This window comes from Haladaptatus sp. AB618, assembly GCF_024136965.1.
GTDB lineage: Archaea > Halobacteriota > Halobacteria > Halobacteriales > Haladaptataceae > Haladaptatus.
The window spans coordinates 1-15,129 of record NZ_JAMYJX010000017.1 but is presented as its reverse complement, the minus strand read 5'-3'; the positions used below and the strand labels follow the sequence as shown (position 1 = coordinate 15,129).

The following is a 15,129-nucleotide window of genomic DNA, read 5'->3' as shown; positions in this document are numbered from 1 at the left end:
TCTCCCGACAGCCTGTCGAATTTCGTTGCGGAGTTCGTTGACGGTTTGTGTCATAAGGACACTGGTGCTCGGGATGGTCCTGTAGGTTCTGGTTTCTGCTATGATGGAGTGATCCTCGTTGCGTCTATGGGATGGGTGTGATCAATTGCCCACCGTGCACGCCGTCTTCCGACGTATCTCGGTCATCCCTACTGTAGTCTTATTTGTTCTCCGAAGTATGGTAGAATTCACAGTAAGGAGCCAGTAGTCGTACCGAGACTAGACGTTAGCTGTTGGTGTGTCTGCAGCCCTGTCTGAAAGCGCTGAATAATCTTTGACTGGTGTTCCGGACATGCAATGGGTACAATTGCTCCGTCTTGGACGGAGACTATGGATTGGGCTGCAGAATACGACGCGAAGCGACAGCCAGGACAAGAAATACCACCAGCGGGTTGGTGATGAAGAAGCGTCGCTGTGTCATTAGAGGTAAGTCCACAGATCGAAGTGAACTGCTCAAGATGCTCATCACAACTGAGCACAGGAATTCGAAGATGATCCAGGAGGAGAAATGACACGGCTTGCTGGCTATCAGGGTCGAGAGCAGATTGGCACGCATTACAATCGATAGCTGGGAGATCGTCGGCGATTTCCGACTGAGATTGCGGAAAATCTGCGGGTTGCATTACATCATCTAACAGGCTGCAATACGGATAAGTAATTGGGGCGTTCGTCATGAGCGAAACTAGAGGGACGATTCGCGTGACATTTATCGAGGTCGTCCTCGGACGGAAAGGATTCGAGCGTTCCGTCGTCGGTTGCGTTCTCGACGGCGGCCATGTGTTTGCAGAATGCGTTCCGGTGGACGTGGTGCGGACACGTACTGGCCATCAGTTTGCCAGTCACGTCGTCAATATTGTTTACGTGAGATCGGCTAAACCACGTTCACAGCAGAAATGCAAATACTGGATAGGAGGCAACAACCGCTAGCGAGGGCGTCAACACCCACATTGTAACGATACGTTTGGCCGCCGCGGAGTCGAACAGGCTCCGCTGATCGAGATCCACCGGTCCCTCTGCACCAACGTTAGGTACGTCTGGTAGTTCCTCCGGCTTCTCTGCCGGTTCCTCGTGACGGGCAATATCACCGATCGTTGGACTTGCAGGCATATCCTCAGCACGGGAGGTGACTAGCGCTCCTGTCGAAACCTCTAAATCCGGATGTTCCCGTTCTGGCGTCGCAAACTCCACGATTGTCGCTGCTCGGCTTGCTCGACCCCATCCGAGTCCAATAATCGTCGATGTCGTACTTACTGCGAGGCTCGCCGGGATCCCGAAGTAGGACAAAATTGTGATGACTGTGCCACCAACTATGGAGACGATCAGTGAGGCGAGAATGGGGAGCTCTGTAATATCGTCTCCGACCGTCTCCAACGTGCGACGGGCGATGGTGAAACTGCCGAGACCGAAGGCTACGACCGCGAGCAAGACACCCTGGTTGACGGTGAGCGATCCTCCTTCGCTGACGAGGGGAGCCACAGCGTTCGCCGCGTTTGACGCCCCCGCCGAAAACGCCATGTAACACGCAATGACAACTACCGAGAGTGATCCAAGGATATCCTGTCGTGTCGCGTTCGGATTCAGGTAAAGGCGGGGAATCGTCCCAGAACGGTCGATTTGGATGAAGTGGAGATCAAACTTTGTGAACGCGACATAGCGATCCAGGTACGGGTAGAGGTAACGCCCGACCACGATTCCGATGCTGAGGCTGATCAGCGGCGCGACGATCCATGCTGAGACGATAGTAAACATCAGTGCCTGATTGAGCGTGTTCGACGCGAGGCCCAGTCCAACGATGGCGCCAACGGCTGTCATTGAAGTTGAGGCTGGAACACCGTACAGATTCGAAATAAGGAGCGATGCGCCGGTAAAGAACAAGACGGCGACGCTCGCAGCAGGCGTGAATTGGGTTGCTGGTATGATACTGCTGCTCATCGTCGCGATGACGTTTCGACCGACAGTCCATGCGCCGAGAAAGCCAAAGCCAACGAACAGGGCTGCTGCGGTCGCCTTCCGTAGGAGACGCGAGCCGACTGCCGGACCGAACGCGACACCCGTCGATGAGCCACCAATATTGAAGCCAACGAATATGGCGACGACTACACCGGCGACGGTTAGGACTGATACCATTGGTTTCCCGCTAAATCAACGTTTCTGACTCCTATATAAAATCCACGAAGCCAGCTCAGAGATGGCACTGTCCAGCCTGCATTTCGATGCACCAGACACATTTGCTGCGACATGGTTTACGACGTTCAAAGCCATCTGTATTGGAGCAATCTTTAGTGTCGTCGGTGCTGCCACAAGCTGATAGCCTCTTCTAGAAATGAGACAGGTTGTATGAGCTGGTCTATTCGGGAGGTTGTTAGGCAATTGGTAGAAGATGCTGATTGGTATTTGCATTCATCTTCACCCGAACTTTTTGCCCAAAACAGCTATCTGAGCGATTTGAGATAGCTACTCTCGATGTCCGACAAAATACTCCACGAAGATAAAATCTCGCGAGAAGAGGTCGCTGATCGATTGCAAGCAATTGCACACGAACTCCGAGAGGGTGGGGATGCCAACATCGATGTCGGCAATAAGACTGTGACGCTCTCACCAGCAGATTCTGTGGGCTACGAAATTGGTACTCGAGAATCGTCATCGGTACTTCGTGGGAGTCGCGAATCGGTGAACATCAAACTGGACTGGAAACCCGAGTAAGAGAACAATTGTGTATCGTCGATAGAATCTTGAGATCGGCCCATCTTTATCGATTATGTCCCCATCAGTTCAGAATGGTATCACAGTCGCTCGGTCAGTTCAAACTGAAATACAGGAAAAGCGGGTAACGTTTCTCGCTGGGAGTATTGCGTACCACGCATTTATCTCTCTTCTACCCTTGCTTCTTCTTGCGTTTCTAGCGTTTGCAGCGATTGGAAGCACCAACCTGCAAACCCAAGTGATCAACTTTGCAGATTCCCTTTCTCCCGCAATCGGTGATCTCGCTAAAACAACTCTCGAGAGTGAACAAGGACGAGCGAGTGCGTCCATTGTCGGGATTCTAACGCTTACATGGGGGGCGTTGAAGCTCTTCCGGGGATTGGATACTGCTTTCTCCGAGATTTATGTGGCTGAAACCGATGATTCCATTCTCGACCAGATACGTGATGGACTCATCGTCTTGTTCGCGATTGGATTTGCCGTGATTGCAACGATCGTTGCAGGCACACTGCTCGCCCTTTTTCCTGCAGTTCCATTTATCGAACTGCTCAATCCACTCGTGTTAATCGTGGCTCTCGTCATCGCATTTTTCCCGATGTATTATCTCTTTCCTGGCGTCGAAACCACACCGCGTGAGGTGCTTCCTGGAACAATATTTGCGGCCGTGGGATGGACAGCACTTCAGGGCCTGTTTCAGATCTATGTGCAAGTAGTTGGGTCAAGTGCTTCGGGTGTGCTTGGTGCGGTGCTTCTCTTAGTCACGTGGCTCTATTTCAGTGGGTTGGTACTACTCATTGGGGCAGTGTTGAATTCCGTCCTTTCACACCGAACGGAAACAGCAGCTGAACAGACAGAAACCCGACAACGAACGCTCACCCGCGATGAAGCTGCTCGGTATGTTCGCCTCATTCGCGAACGAGTGTTCGGACGTTATGAGCGCATGGAAGCAATAGAAGTTCCAGCCGATGAATCGTTCTTGAACTCAATTACGAAGCAACCTGCTACAGTCGAGTTGATTGAAGAGATATCGAAAACGGACGATGGTACGCAATACGAAATTCGAGTGCGATGGACTGAAAACAGCGATGAAAAAGCAGACTAATGTGGGCAAAACACTCATTAGACGCCTCTTCGATTTTCGATTTGAATTATGATACTGAATTTTGGCCTGGACAGCGGTTCAATGGTCCCGTTGCAAGCGAATAACACACTCACGACTTCATCCGTTGTCAGCAATTACGTGATTCCCGCCGCACTGTTCCTTGTAACACTCGTCGTGGTATATCTGATCGGACGGAGTGTCCTTATTCCACTGCTCACACGAGTGCTGAAAGAGCAGGGACATGATCCTGCTGTTCGCAGTCTGGCCGAGAATATTGCGGGTGTACTTGTTTGGGTACTTGCTATCGCGCTTGCGTTCACGGTCGCTGGCTTCGAGGGCGTTATCGCCGCATTCGGTGTCTTCGCTGGTGCTATCGTCCTCGCAATCGGGTTCGCCGCACAGGAACTCCTTGGCAACTTCGTTGCTGGAATCTTCATCCTCAAAGACCGGCCGTTCACAGTCGGTGATTGGATAGAGTGGAGCGGTGGCGAGGGCCAAGTCGAGGACATCGATTTGCGTGTGACTCGAGTTCGAACGTTCGATAACGAGCGAATTACGGTTCCAAATGGTGATTTGGCGAATGATGCGGTGAAGAATCCAGTGGCCTATGATAAGCTCCGGCAGAAATTCGTCTTTGGAATCGGCTACGATGACGATATCGACCATGCAAAGGACGTGATTCTCGACGAGGCACGACAGCACAATGAAATTCTCGCAGATCCAGCACCCGATATTCGGGTGACTGAACTCGCTGACTCATATGTCGGGTTGCAAACTCGCTTTTGGATCGGTGAGCCTGGGCGAGGAAACTTTACGCGCATTCGGTCAGAGCTAGTACAAGCAGTGAAAGAACGACTTGATGCTGAGGCAATCGATATGCCCTATCCGGTTCGAACGCTTGAAGGGTCGATCGAACTCTCGGAGTAGCGTGCGACGAACATTCGTAATAGCTCTTCTGCTTGGGGTGCGCTACAGCGATAGAGTCACGGAGAGTTAGTATACAATACTAACGAGTGCAGACTCTTATCTCAAGTCGGAGCGATAGCAAGGACTCAGTCAGAAAGCAGCAGACCGTGAAAATCGTCCTCGTATCTGCTCCTTATCTCGAGAACTAGTTAAATGGGAATTAGTTAGGGACCGTCACCCTCCTCGACATAGATTGACCCACCGCACTCACTACAGCGGTACTGCTCGGAGTTACGAACTGTCTTCGAGCGCCGATACCGTGCAATCCGAACGTCACCGTCCTCACACACCACACCACTTTGGTGTAGTGAAGCGCTCGCAGTGCTGCGAGGTATCGAGAACGTCCATCCACCGGGTGAACGTTCGCCCGTGATTCGCGTCGCCAAACTCGTGGTACTGTCAGGAATGAATGAGTTCGTGCCGGACGGTCTCACTGAATTGCTCTCAACCGTGCGAGTCGCAGGCGTCCCATGTCATCGATTTTCCATCGGTTCAATAAGTACCCCACCCTTCGATATATCGGGTATGGTGCAGGCGCTGCTGTCAAAACAACATGGTCTGCGCTGACCGTCTTCCAGTTTCGAACAGGCAGTCTCGTTCCGTCGCTCGCGTGTCTCGGACTTTTTAGCGGAGCGGATCCAGCGGATATATTCCCAGCGTGCTTTCGTTGTGATATCATTCCAGAGAGTCTGTGCCTCTGGATGGTCTGCAAGAGCATTCTCCAAGTCCGCTGGCACCGTGGGTTCCGGCCATTCACTTACCGGCTCAATCTCCAGTGTTACAGTGTCGCCAACGTCTGCTCCAGCGTTTTCACACAGAGATTTGGGGACTTCGAACCAGTGGCTTCCTTCACCGTCCGGTTCAAGTGGAGTCTGAAAGTGGAACCCGTTGTTGGTTCCGCGGGCCATTACCATGCCACGTGATGGGAGCTTCTCACTCGCGCGCTCAGGTAGCCTGAGGACTGTCCGCGAGCCGATTGTAACCAGTTGAGCGGTAAAGTTGATTTTTGATTTTGACATTGTACTTTGGTTAACGCAGCTTAGTTTCCATCATATGCAGATTGCAATTCTGTAATGTCGAGCTTCTTCATCTCCAGTAGCGCCTCCATCATGCGCGCACTGGCCTCTGAGTCGTCGTCCGGTAGCTCGTTCAACATTGTCGGCGTAATCTGCCATGAAACGCCGTATTTGTCCTTCAGCCACCCACACTGCTCGGCCTCGGGTACTGCGCTGAGTGCGTCCCAGAGTTCGTCGATTTCGTCCTGGGTGTCACAGTTGACGATGAGGGAGATGGCTTCGTTGAACGCGAAGTCCTGTTCGACACCAGTATCCATAACCGCCAGCCAGACGTCCTCAGCTTTGAAATCTCCGTAGGCAAGCGCTCCCTTTTTGGCTGGACCGGTGTCTTCCGGATACCGTTCTAGGTGGCCCAATTCGGTATCTGCGAAGACATCGGTGTAAAAATCGACAGCTTCCTCGGCTTTGTTGACGTTATCCTGTGTAAACATGAGGGACGGCATTAGATCCGGTCGCCAGTCGCCTTCGTTGCCGGGGAGGATGAGCTGCCACGTGACACCATATCGATCCTGTACCCAACCGTAATAGTCGCTGAACGGGTATTCATCAAGCTGGATGAGCACTGCCCCCCCATCGACAAGCTGTTCCCATAGCTCATCGATTTCCTCTTTTGTTTCTCGACTCACGAAAAACGATATCGACGGGTTGAAACTGAACTCTGGCCCGCCGTTGAGCGCGACAAACGTGAACCCCTCAACCTGGAAGGCAACCGTCATCACGCTGCCGGCTTCCCTGCCGGTTATCTCCTGTCCGGCATCTGGGTAATGGGTAGTGTCCTTAATCTCCGCGTTTTCAAATACGGAGGTGTAAAACTCTGCGGCTTCCACTGCCTGGTCATCGAACCAGAGGTTCGGGGTGATTTTTTGCCTGGATTCGACCGCATTTTCTGTTTCAGTATTTGATGTCATGCCCTTCTCCTGTACAGTAGATACAGGCTAGCAAGCGTCATATAAACGCGCCAAGTGCAATGAAAGTGAATCAGCACTACCGGTGTATCCATTTCTCCCTAAAATTAGATATATTAAAAGACTAAAGCGGTGGTTAGTTCGGCAGTTCTGTCCGTCCCGTTTGCACGCACGGCCTGCACGGGAAGTCCCCGAGACCGTCACAGTCGCAGTCCTCTGGTTCGGCATCGTTGTTCTCCTTCGACGGGAAGGCCTCAAACGTCCCGCCGTCGGTTGCGGTTTCGACGGCGGCCATGTGCTTACAGAAGGCATTCCGGTGGACGCGATGCGGGCAGGTGCAGGCCATCAGTTCGTGAGTCACGTCGTCAATGGAGACGACGTATTGGTGGTTAGCAGGGTTCTCGTGGCTCTCGTTAGTGACAGTGAGGAGTCCGGGGATATCGACGTCGAAGAAGAATTGAACGAGATCATTTGTAAGAGATAGACCAGAATAGTTCCGAATGCGATTCCTATTCCAATTGAGACGATGACCAGCGTGGATGTGAGCGATCTCGTATAGTGAAATGAGAACAGAAAGGGAGCGGTGCTGAAGACGAAAAGCGCGAGTACAAACCATCCAATCGAGTAAAGCATTTCATTGGATGACTCTGTGTCAGTCCAGTTGTCGGGGACAACCGGCATTCTTGCTATACCATAACCACAGAAACGGCGAGGGGGCGCAGATTGCAAACGATAATGAGGTTTGACTACAGATTACTGAACGATGAGTAGGTCCCCTTCTCTTCGCCGGAACCTTCACGTGATATTAGTCGAAGAACCGTATCGCATCTCTCAATCCTGCGCATTGATGACCCTCTTTCTCGCTGGACTAATCTTTGCCGTGAGGGCGACCTATATGGGGGCTGGCTTTGCCGTTGTAACGGGCTTTCTCTTGTTAGTCAGTTTCGTCCAGTATCGAAAACACGGACAACACAGGACGAATTCCAAGAGAATGGAGCGATTGTAACATTCTTCCCGCTATTTCTATATCCGAGAGAAAGAGTGGTCCGCCAATCGTAATATCAATCATTCCGATCCACATGAGAAATGACGCGAAGACCGTTCTCACTGTGTAATTACTCCGCTCTGATTTATGACGGATGAAGGGAATTCTCAAACAATTGCACCGAATGTGAGCACAGTAAAGACAGAGCTAGCGACGAGGAAAATCGAAAAACAAATCCGGGTAGATGCTGATAACTGGAGCGACTCATTGCCGTTATTCCAACTGATATATAAACAACACTTTGTTCGTAAATTAAAACTTCGTGACGCCCGCCTGCCGTTTCGCACGGTGGGACACCTTCAAGTCGATCGTTTCGATCGGCAGCTCTGGGAAGTGCTCGGCGGCGACGATCGTTGCGTGCTGTTGTGCTCGGTCGTGAAGAGCCGTCGGTGTCTCGGGGGTATCGTCACTCGCTGTATCTGCGCTTTCGGTGAGCGTTCGCTGGTCGATGCTATCCGAGAACGTCAGTTGGCGTGCCATGGATAAAAACAGCTGAAGTTGTGGTTCGTTCGGCAGTTCCTTCCGCCTGGTTCTCACGCATGGCCAGCACGGGAAGCCGTCGAGACCGTCACAGTCGCAGCCTTCGGGTTCAGCATCGTCGTCTCCGATGGGAATGCGTCAAGCGTCCCGTCATCAGCTGCGGTTTCAACGGCAGCCATGTGTTTGCAGACGGCGTTGCCGTGAACGTGGTGCGGGCAGGTGCAGGTCATCAGTTCCTTGGTTATATCGTCGGTGCAAACAACCTATTAGTGAACCTCTAAATCCATTAGGGGGATGAATTGAAGATATTGACATCTTTCGTCAGATGCGCAGATCAATCAACGAGGTTGGTCTGACTCAACAAATAAGTGATAAGCGGATAGTGTGTCCCTCTGCTCCAAGCATATTCTATTCGGTTTCTGCGAAGTCGATTGCTTTCCAGCACTGACTTTAGGCTGGTTGGTACGACTTTTCGTCGAAGATGTTATTCTCGTCGTTAGCGGTCACTACGGTATCGGGGTGGCTGTTGTTCAAAACTGCAAGGTTCCACCCGGTATAGAGAGTCGACTGAGTATCCTCCCCACTCCCATTTCGTACAGTAACTGACTCGCCAGTTCCGAGAGTAAAATCGCCGAACGTATAGTTTTGTCCACGACCGTCTTCGAAGCTGAGGATGAAGTCTGTCATGTCAATATTCAAATCACCATCATTCTTGAGGGTGGCGTACTCGTTATTGAGATCTCCGTCCTGATTCGATCGAATGTCGGTGATCACAATCGGTTCTTCCTCTGGCTGCTCAGAGGTCAGTTGTGCGCCAGGATTGCCAGCTTCAGTCATAAATGACGCGGGGGTGTCGATTGTTGGGTTCGGTTTTTCAACGGTTGAGACGACTCGAGAATCGGTCTGCAGTTGCTCGGGAGTAGTCGTACAGCGGACGTAGCCTTGATCAGCATTCGAAAGCGTCGGATGCGAAACCCGACTTATGTAGTTCCTGCCAGACCCAGTGGTAGGTACCCAGAATATAACGAGTAGCTGTTTCAAAAATGGACCGAGAGAATTATGCATGAACGCTCTCTATCCAGCGTGATGCCGACCTCTTGCCGCCTAAATTCATAAGCGGCTGTAGAAACCCCTCCGGTATCCGAATTTCAACCTAGGCGATATTATTTGAGACCATGATGTTATCGATTAGTACTTTATCCCTTCACATCTAAATTTGTGAGAATATTAAATAGTTGGCCAAATTCATAAACGATAAAAACTATAATCGGTCATCAGTTGTCAATATATTACCCATTCATAGATAAGGATGAATATATTCAAATAGTGTTAGTGAATAGCAGACCTACATGGTTAAGTTAACACTTGAACCACGGACGTACGAGGACTTGGAACCTGATCGGCGACCATCGCTTGGTCAGGCGCTAACTCCAGTGGCCGGTATGGTTCTATTTTTAGGGGTCGGAGCAATCGCTCTTGGTCTTGATCCTCAGATGCCGTTAATCTGGAGTATTGCACTCACAGGTCTTGTCGGGCGGTATTGGTTGAATATCTCTTGGGCAGAAATGTACGAGGGTATCGTTGATGGACTCCGAATGGGAATGCAAGCAATTTTGATCCTGTTCGTGATCTATATGCTCATTGCCACATTGACCGCAGCTGGAACGATACCGGCGATCATTTACTACGGGCTAGAATTACTCTCCCCAGGGATCTTTCTACCACTCACGGCCATTTTCTCCATAATAATCGCGTTCACAATCGGTTCATCATGGACGACTGCTGGGACGCTCGGTGTGGCGTTTATGGGAATCGGAACCGGTCTGGGCATCCCTGCACCGATGACTGCCGGAGCAATTCTTACTGGCGCATATACCGGAGATAAAGTTTCCCCTCTCTCAGATACGACTAACCTTGCTGCTGCTGTGACTAATACTGAATTGATGACCCATGTCCGTACGATGCGTGTTGGTACTGGAATCGCCTTCTTACTTTCACTTCTTGGATATACTGTACTTGGGTTCCAATTTACGGGTACAATCCCGGTTGGCAAAGTCGAGACGATTCGAACCGCGATTCTGCACACCTACTCGGTAACACCTCTCGTCTTCCTTCCACTCCTTATTACGTTTGCATTTGCACTATACGGCTACCCAGCTCTCCCATCGCTTGTGGCGGGTGTTTTTGCGAGTGCAGGGACAATGATACTGACTCAGGGAATTTCATTTACGAAAGCCTGGGATATCGCACAGAATGGAACAGCCCCACACACGGGTGCAAAAGTCGTAAACGAATTGTTGGGGACCAGTGGCCTTATTGGATCTGCGTGGACAATTACCATCGTTGCAGCCGCCCTTTCACTCGGTGGATTACTAGAACGAACAGGAATTCTTGCCGCACTGGCCTATCACATGCGTCGAATTATTAGTGGGAAAAAGAGCCTCACAATTGGAACTGGTCTTTCATCGATTACGATGAACCTACTGACTGCTGAACAATATATGAGCATCGTCATCCCCGGTATGACGCTTCGAGGCCTCTATGACGAGTACGATCTTGAAAACCGAAATCTCGCACGAGCTGTCGAAGCTGCCGGGACGACGACAAGTGCGCTCATTCCTTGGAATGCGGGCGGTGTGTATATGGCTGGTGTTCTTGGTGTCTCCACGCTCTCCTATGCGCCATACTATTTCCTTGGGTTCCTCTCACCTGCAATTCTCTTCTTTATGGGACTGACTGGATGGCGCATTACGCATCGTGAATCTCCTTCAGAGAGTTCAGCAAAAGTAGGACAGAGTACCCCAGTTGATGATTGACCGTGCCGCAGTCCTGTCATCTCTCAATCCGACCCATCTGTGGGCATGGTCCCGGTGTCGTGCTCACGGCGTAGACCTTCCGGGTCAGATTTTGATCCAAGAGAATGTAAAACAGACACTACCACCGGTGAAGACGAATTCTCGACTCCGTTAGACCATCAGTATGAACGAGTAGCTGATCTATCGTATTCGTCGACCTAGTACTAATCATGAAAAGACGTGACACTATTTGTCTTCGATGTTGCTAGACATTTTCGCTGCGGCCTCGCGGTCTTTGCAGAGTTGTTCTCCCGATTGGCTCGTTGTTTTGGCCACTTGTTCGACTGTGAGTATCTGTTCTAGCGCCATGTTCGTCTATTTCCCTGCTTGGTCTATCTCAGTTGTACGTAACATCGAGATTGGGAACGCTGCGTGATTGATACGCGCATTGTATGCAGCATGGGTGGAAGACCCCCCGCTGCTTGTTGGGATCGCCTTGCTAGGATAGCACTGAGCGTTGATGCTCTCATTAAAGGATTTGACAATGAGACACTTGCTGCGTTCGAAGACCGCATCCACTCTCCATAATCTTCGTGAGCGAGGACGAACAATTGACGACGAAGATCTATCCGGTCGGAAATAAAGCACACCAGAACCCTTACTTCCGAATCCGATGGTGGGCTCTCATTTGATCGCTTTACAGGCAATTCCGTCAGCGTTCATTGATTGTAGATGTCGAGAATGTCGCGGCCAGACATCGATTCCGAGTGAACAAGTATAGTGTGTGAAAATAAACTAGATTTTAATTTCACAAGTATCCAGCCAAAAAGCTGATTCAAGCGGGAAGAATAGCACAGTTTGTCGGGCCCTTCATCCCATGGGTGTGATTGAAGTGGTGTTCCTTCCCGACACCCGTGAGAAGCGTTCCTGTGCGCCCAATGGCTTCTCACGGTTTTCGATACTGACATCCTTATGCCGAGTGAAATTGCGGAGGAACTCAGGTGGTCACGTCGGACGTCAAATGAGGTTCTGAATTGGCTGGCCTAGAAGAGATTCGCAAGAAGAATCCCGAAGAGCGTCGCGTAATCGGGATTCGAACAGAATAGCAATCGTTGGTATGGGTGATCGCGATCTAGTGAGAGGGTAGCACTCTCACACAAAAGAAACCATTCAGAGCGCGCTCTGCGTACGCGCTCCATTGGGAGACATTATTCGAATTCGTCGTTGGGACGCGCATAGAGCAATTCGCTCTCACCATCATCGTAATCGCTCTCCGGACCACCGATGATGAGATCAAGTTCTCGAGTGCTGCCACCGGTCTCAATCGTCTCCGGATGGCGTCCGTCATAGTCGAATTCGTCTATGGCCTCGTCGATCTCGAATGCGAGAACAACATCGACATCACTCTCTTGGGTGACTTCCTTCGTCAGGTTCACAAAAACGTCATGTGAGCCACGCACTGAGTAGGCGATCCTCGTTGACTTCGAGTGCATCTCGGTCTGTAACCACGTTGGCTTGCGTTCGTTGTTGTCCATTGCAGTGGAGTATCGGTGATCGCCTATTGTGATACCGATACCAAGTCACGATGCCGGAACCAACATCGATTTCGATGAGGCAGCTGTAGGAATCCAGTTCGCGCCCAGTCTCTTCTCCGAGATTGTCATGCAAGACATCTGTGATGGTATCTTCTTTCCCGTGGTTTTCGCTGTCGAGATCAGTCTCGGAGACGTAGACCTGTACGTCGTCGCCCGGTTGATAGGGGTCGGTCCCAGGGTTGAACGTACCTTCAACAGCATCAAGTAAAATTATTTAGAGGGCGGCAGTCATGCAGAATTCGGATTTACTTGGTCAGTAAAGCCAATCGAACGCCTCACGAAACCTTCGCTTTGGATTGTGCTCGACAACGTTACCATGGCCGACAATGACTCGTTCGAAGTCCCACTCAAGGATTCGATCGATTGAGTGGCGTGCTGCGGCCTTATTCTTCATCATGTGCTGAAGATCAAGGGGGACAGATAGATCACCATACATGCCGAGAAGCTGTGTGGCAAGCCTTGTTTTGAGCGGAGTTTTCGGCCCGAGATTGTAGCAGATATCACCGATGATCAGTGTCTTACTTGGTCGATGAAAGAATTCGATTTCGGTAATCCAAAAGGAGCCAAGGAACGCCGCCTGGTCGATAACATCACTCCAGCGTTCGTCGGGGGTGCTGCCAAGAAGACCATCGAATACAAGATCTGTACGGCGACGATCAAGGCCAGGTGCAGCGAATAACTCAGCATCTGGAAATTCATGTTTGTAGTCTTCCATGTGGAGATGACCGTGGAGTTTACTCGATGGTGCCACATATCTCACTCTCCCGAAATCTTTCAATGTCGAAATTCTGTCATCAGTCAATGATGCTGGGGAGTTTATGAATAGATCACCATTCGGGAGACGAATGACAACCATATTCCGACCGATCTGGAGCCCGTAGAATGATAACGGTTCTGAGAGAACGAATATGTTTGAAGCCAGCTCGGTGAACATATCTTGTAATCGGTGCAACGATAGAAAGAGATTCGGTACAAATAGGAGTCAATTTGCTAATTCCGTTCATCGTTTGTTCCGGTCGGTTTGACCGATGTGGAAGCATCACACTTTGTTCACATTGGGGTTAATTCGATAATTTCTTCCTCCTCGCTCTTACGCACGGCCTGCACGGGAAGCCACGTACCAAACGCTCACAAATCAAATTGCATCTCGCATACTTGTTCAGAGTATCTTGATGATAGACATAGAATTTTGTGACCTCCAGCCAATATAGGATATATGGAAACTAGACCACTCGGCGAAATCGGTCACGACAGTTCGATCCTGACGTTTGGCGCCATCGCGCTGAATTTCCTCGAACAAGACGAAGCGAATCAAATGGTGGAGGATGTTCTCAATGCGGGTGTCAACCACTTCGACGTCGCTCCAACCTATGGTGACGCCGAAGTGAAACTGGCCCCTAAGCTGAACGAACACCGCGACGAAATCTTCCTCGGGTGCAAGACCCAAGAGCGTACCTACTACGGCGCTTGGGGAGAACTCCACAAGTCATTGGAGCGCCTCGACACCGACTACATTGATCTTTATCAGTTCCACGCATTAACCCGCTATGATGAACTGGACACGGTCACAGGCAACTATCACCCAGAGATGTCTCAAGGCGACCATGATCCCGGCGCGCTAGAGGCATTCAAGGAAGCGAAAGAGGAGGGGCTTATCGGTCACATCGGCCTGACGAGCCACGGTGATCCGAGCATCATTCGCACCAGTATCAAACGAATCCCCGAACTGGAATCGGTTATGTTCCCGTTCAACTACACACTCGACTCAAAGAAAGGTCCTGAATACGATTACCGATCGGTGCTCGAATTCGCCCAAGAGCGCGGTCTCGGTACCCTCTGCATCAAAGGCTTCGCGAAACAATCATGGCCCGAGGATCTTTCCGAGGACGAGCGCCCCTATTCGACTTGGTATGAACCGTACGATACGAAAGAGGAACTCGTTGACTGCTTCCGCTACGCGCTCTCGCAAGGCATGACCACCATCCCGAGCGCTGGCGATCCGAATCTCGTACCGGACATTCTTGAAGCAGCGAACGAATACGAACCGCTCGACGAGGCTGAACAAGAGCGACTGCGTGAAGCTGGACGTGATCACGAATCACCGGTTCCCGCTCCCTAATCAACACAGCATCCAGAAATGCAAAAGCAGTATTAAACAAGAATTGGTTAGTGGCCGTCGCCCTCCTCGACACGGAGTGAACCACCGCACTCACTACAGCTGTACTGCTCCGGTGCGGACTATCTTCAAGCATCGATACCGGGCACTCCGACTGTCGCAGTCCTCGTACACGAGCCACCACTTGGGTGCAGTGAAGGGTTCGCAGTATTTCGAGGTGTTGAGGGCGTCCGTCCACCGAGTGAACGTTGTGCCGTGATCCGCGTCGCCGAACTCGTTGGTACTGCCACGCGTGAATCAGTTCGTG

The 15,129-nt window shown here is 51.0% G+C and carries 14 protein-coding genes; 5 read left to right on the top strand and 9 right to left on the bottom strand.

Annotation, left to right across the window (positions count from 1 at the left end; translation table 11 throughout):
• Positions 1–921: 921 nt before the first annotated feature.
• Entirely contained in the window at positions 922–2,166 is a 1,245-nt protein-coding gene (locus NKF26_RS23800; RefSeq protein ID WP_253227512.1) for an inorganic phosphate transporter, read from the bottom strand.
• Positions 2,167–2,502: 336 nt separating this feature from the next.
• Here NKF26_RS23800 and NKF26_RS23795 point away from each other — a divergent pair, with 336 nt between their 5' ends.
• The 3 genes from NKF26_RS23795 (at position 2,503) to NKF26_RS23785 (ending at position 4,771) form a co-directional block, all read left to right on the top strand.
• The gene (locus NKF26_RS23795; protein ID WP_253227511.1) at positions 2,503–2,742 is read left to right on the top strand and encodes an amphi-Trp domain-containing protein; all 240 of its coding nucleotides are present in this window, start codon (positions 2,503–2,505) and stop codon (positions 2,740–2,742) included.
• 55 nt (positions 2,743–2,797) lie between these two features.
• Positions 2,798–3,844, top strand: coding sequence for a YihY/virulence factor BrkB family protein (locus NKF26_RS23790; RefSeq protein ID WP_253227510.1), 1,047 nt, complete (start codon positions 2,798–2,800; stop codon positions 3,842–3,844).
• An 81-nt stretch (positions 3,845–3,925) separates the two neighbouring features.
• Complete coding sequence (locus tag NKF26_RS23785; RefSeq protein ID WP_369682189.1) at positions 3,926–4,771, top strand: mechanosensitive ion channel family protein; 846 nt, start codon at positions 3,926–3,928, stop codon at positions 4,769–4,771.
• A gap of 512 nt (positions 4,772–5,283) precedes the next feature.
• Here NKF26_RS23785 and NKF26_RS23780 read toward each other — a convergent pair.
• The 6 genes from NKF26_RS23780 to NKF26_RS23755 form a co-directional block, all read right to left on the bottom strand.
• Positions 5,284–5,829, bottom strand: a complete 546-nt coding sequence (locus NKF26_RS23780; protein ID WP_253227508.1) for a YdeI/OmpD-associated family protein — start codon at positions 5,827–5,829, stop codon at positions 5,284–5,286.
• Between the two features lie 20 nt (positions 5,830–5,849).
• Complete coding sequence (locus tag NKF26_RS23775; RefSeq protein ID WP_253227507.1) at positions 5,850–6,794, bottom strand: VOC family protein; 945 nt, start codon at positions 6,792–6,794, stop codon at positions 5,850–5,852.
• A 133-nt stretch (positions 6,795–6,927) separates the two neighbouring features.
• The gene (locus NKF26_RS23770; protein WP_253227506.1) at positions 6,928–7,152 is read right to left on the bottom strand and encodes an SWIM zinc finger family protein; all 225 of its coding nucleotides are present in this window, start codon (positions 7,150–7,152) and stop codon (positions 6,928–6,930) included.
• Between the two features lie 936 nt (positions 7,153–8,088).
• A complete protein-coding gene (locus NKF26_RS23765; RefSeq protein WP_253227505.1) occupies positions 8,089–8,316 on the bottom strand; it encodes a hypothetical protein in 228 nt (75 codons plus the stop codon).
• Between the two features lie 53 nt (positions 8,317–8,369).
• A complete protein-coding gene (locus NKF26_RS23760) occupies positions 8,370–8,546 on the bottom strand; it encodes a hypothetical protein (RefSeq protein WP_253227504.1) in 177 nt (58 codons plus the stop codon).
• 220 nt (positions 8,547–8,766) lie between these two features.
• Complete coding sequence (locus tag NKF26_RS23755) at positions 8,767–9,153, bottom strand: lamin tail domain-containing protein (protein WP_253227503.1); 387 nt, start codon at positions 9,151–9,153, stop codon at positions 8,767–8,769.
• 512 nt (positions 9,154–9,665) lie between these two features.
• Here NKF26_RS23755 and nhaC point away from each other — a divergent pair.
• On the top strand, positions 9,666–11,132 hold the full coding sequence (nhaC, locus tag NKF26_RS23750) for a Na+/H+ antiporter NhaC (protein WP_253227502.1): 1,467 nt from the start codon (positions 9,666–9,668) through the stop codon (positions 11,130–11,132).
• A gap of 1,187 nt (positions 11,133–12,319) precedes the next feature.
• Here the strand turns inward: nhaC and NKF26_RS23745 are convergent.
• Both NKF26_RS23745 and NKF26_RS23740 read right to left on the bottom strand, forming a co-directional pair.
• Positions 12,320–12,646: a hypothetical protein gene (locus NKF26_RS23745; protein ID WP_253227501.1), complete on the bottom strand. Its 327-nt coding sequence runs from the start codon at positions 12,644–12,646 to the stop codon at positions 12,320–12,322.
• A 313-nt stretch (positions 12,647–12,959) separates the two neighbouring features.
• Complete coding sequence (locus NKF26_RS23740) at positions 12,960–13,640, bottom strand: DUF4336 domain-containing protein (RefSeq protein WP_253227500.1); 681 nt, start codon at positions 13,638–13,640, stop codon at positions 12,960–12,962.
• A 282-nt stretch (positions 13,641–13,922) separates the two neighbouring features.
• Between NKF26_RS23740 and NKF26_RS23735 the strand changes: the two genes are divergently transcribed.
• Positions 13,923–14,825: an aldo/keto reductase gene (locus tag NKF26_RS23735; protein WP_253227499.1), complete on the top strand. Its 903-nt coding sequence runs from the start codon at positions 13,923–13,925 to the stop codon at positions 14,823–14,825.
• Positions 14,826–15,129: the final 304 nt, after the last annotated feature.

Bases quoted from the DNA above. Each gene is read 5' to 3' on its own strand.
- NKF26_RS23790 (WP_253227510.1), top strand. From the start codon at position 2,798: ATGTCCCCATCAGTTCAGAATGGTATCACAGTCGCTCGGTCAGTTCAA.
- nhaC (WP_253227502.1), top strand. From the start codon at position 9,666: ATGGTTAAGTTAACACTTGAACCACGGACGTACGAGGACTTGGAACCT.
- NKF26_RS23745 (WP_253227501.1), bottom strand. From the start codon at position 12,646: ATGGACAACAACGAACGCAAGCCAACGTGGTTACAGACCGAGATGCAC.
- NKF26_RS23755 (WP_253227503.1), bottom strand. From the start codon at position 9,153: ATGACTGAAGCTGGCAATCCTGGCGCACAACTGACCTCTGAGCAGCCA.
- NKF26_RS23800 (WP_253227512.1), bottom strand. From the start codon at position 2,166: ATGGTATCAGTCCTAACCGTCGCCGGTGTAGTCGTCGCCATATTCGTT.
- NKF26_RS23760 (WP_253227504.1), bottom strand. From the start codon at position 8,546: ATGACCTGCACCTGCCCGCACCACGTTCACGGCAACGCCGTCTGCAAA.
- NKF26_RS23780 (WP_253227508.1), bottom strand. From the start codon at position 5,829: ATGTCAAAATCAAAAATCAACTTTACCGCTCAACTGGTTACAATCGGC.
- NKF26_RS23795 (WP_253227511.1), top strand. From the start codon at position 2,503: ATGTCCGACAAAATACTCCACGAAGATAAAATCTCGCGAGAAGAGGTC.
- NKF26_RS23765 (WP_253227505.1), bottom strand. From the start codon at position 8,316: ATGGCACGCCAACTGACGTTCTCGGATAGCATCGACCAGCGAACGCTC.
- NKF26_RS23785 (WP_369682189.1), top strand. From the start codon at position 3,926: ATGGTCCCGTTGCAAGCGAATAACACACTCACGACTTCATCCGTTGTC.
- NKF26_RS23740 (WP_253227500.1), bottom strand. From the start codon at position 13,640: ATGTTCACCGAGCTGGCTTCAAACATATTCGTTCTCTCAGAACCGTTA.
- NKF26_RS23735 (WP_253227499.1), top strand. From the start codon at position 13,923: ATGGAAACTAGACCACTCGGCGAAATCGGTCACGACAGTTCGATCCTG.
- NKF26_RS23775 (WP_253227507.1), bottom strand. From the start codon at position 6,794: ATGACATCAAATACTGAAACAGAAAATGCGGTCGAATCCAGGCAAAAA.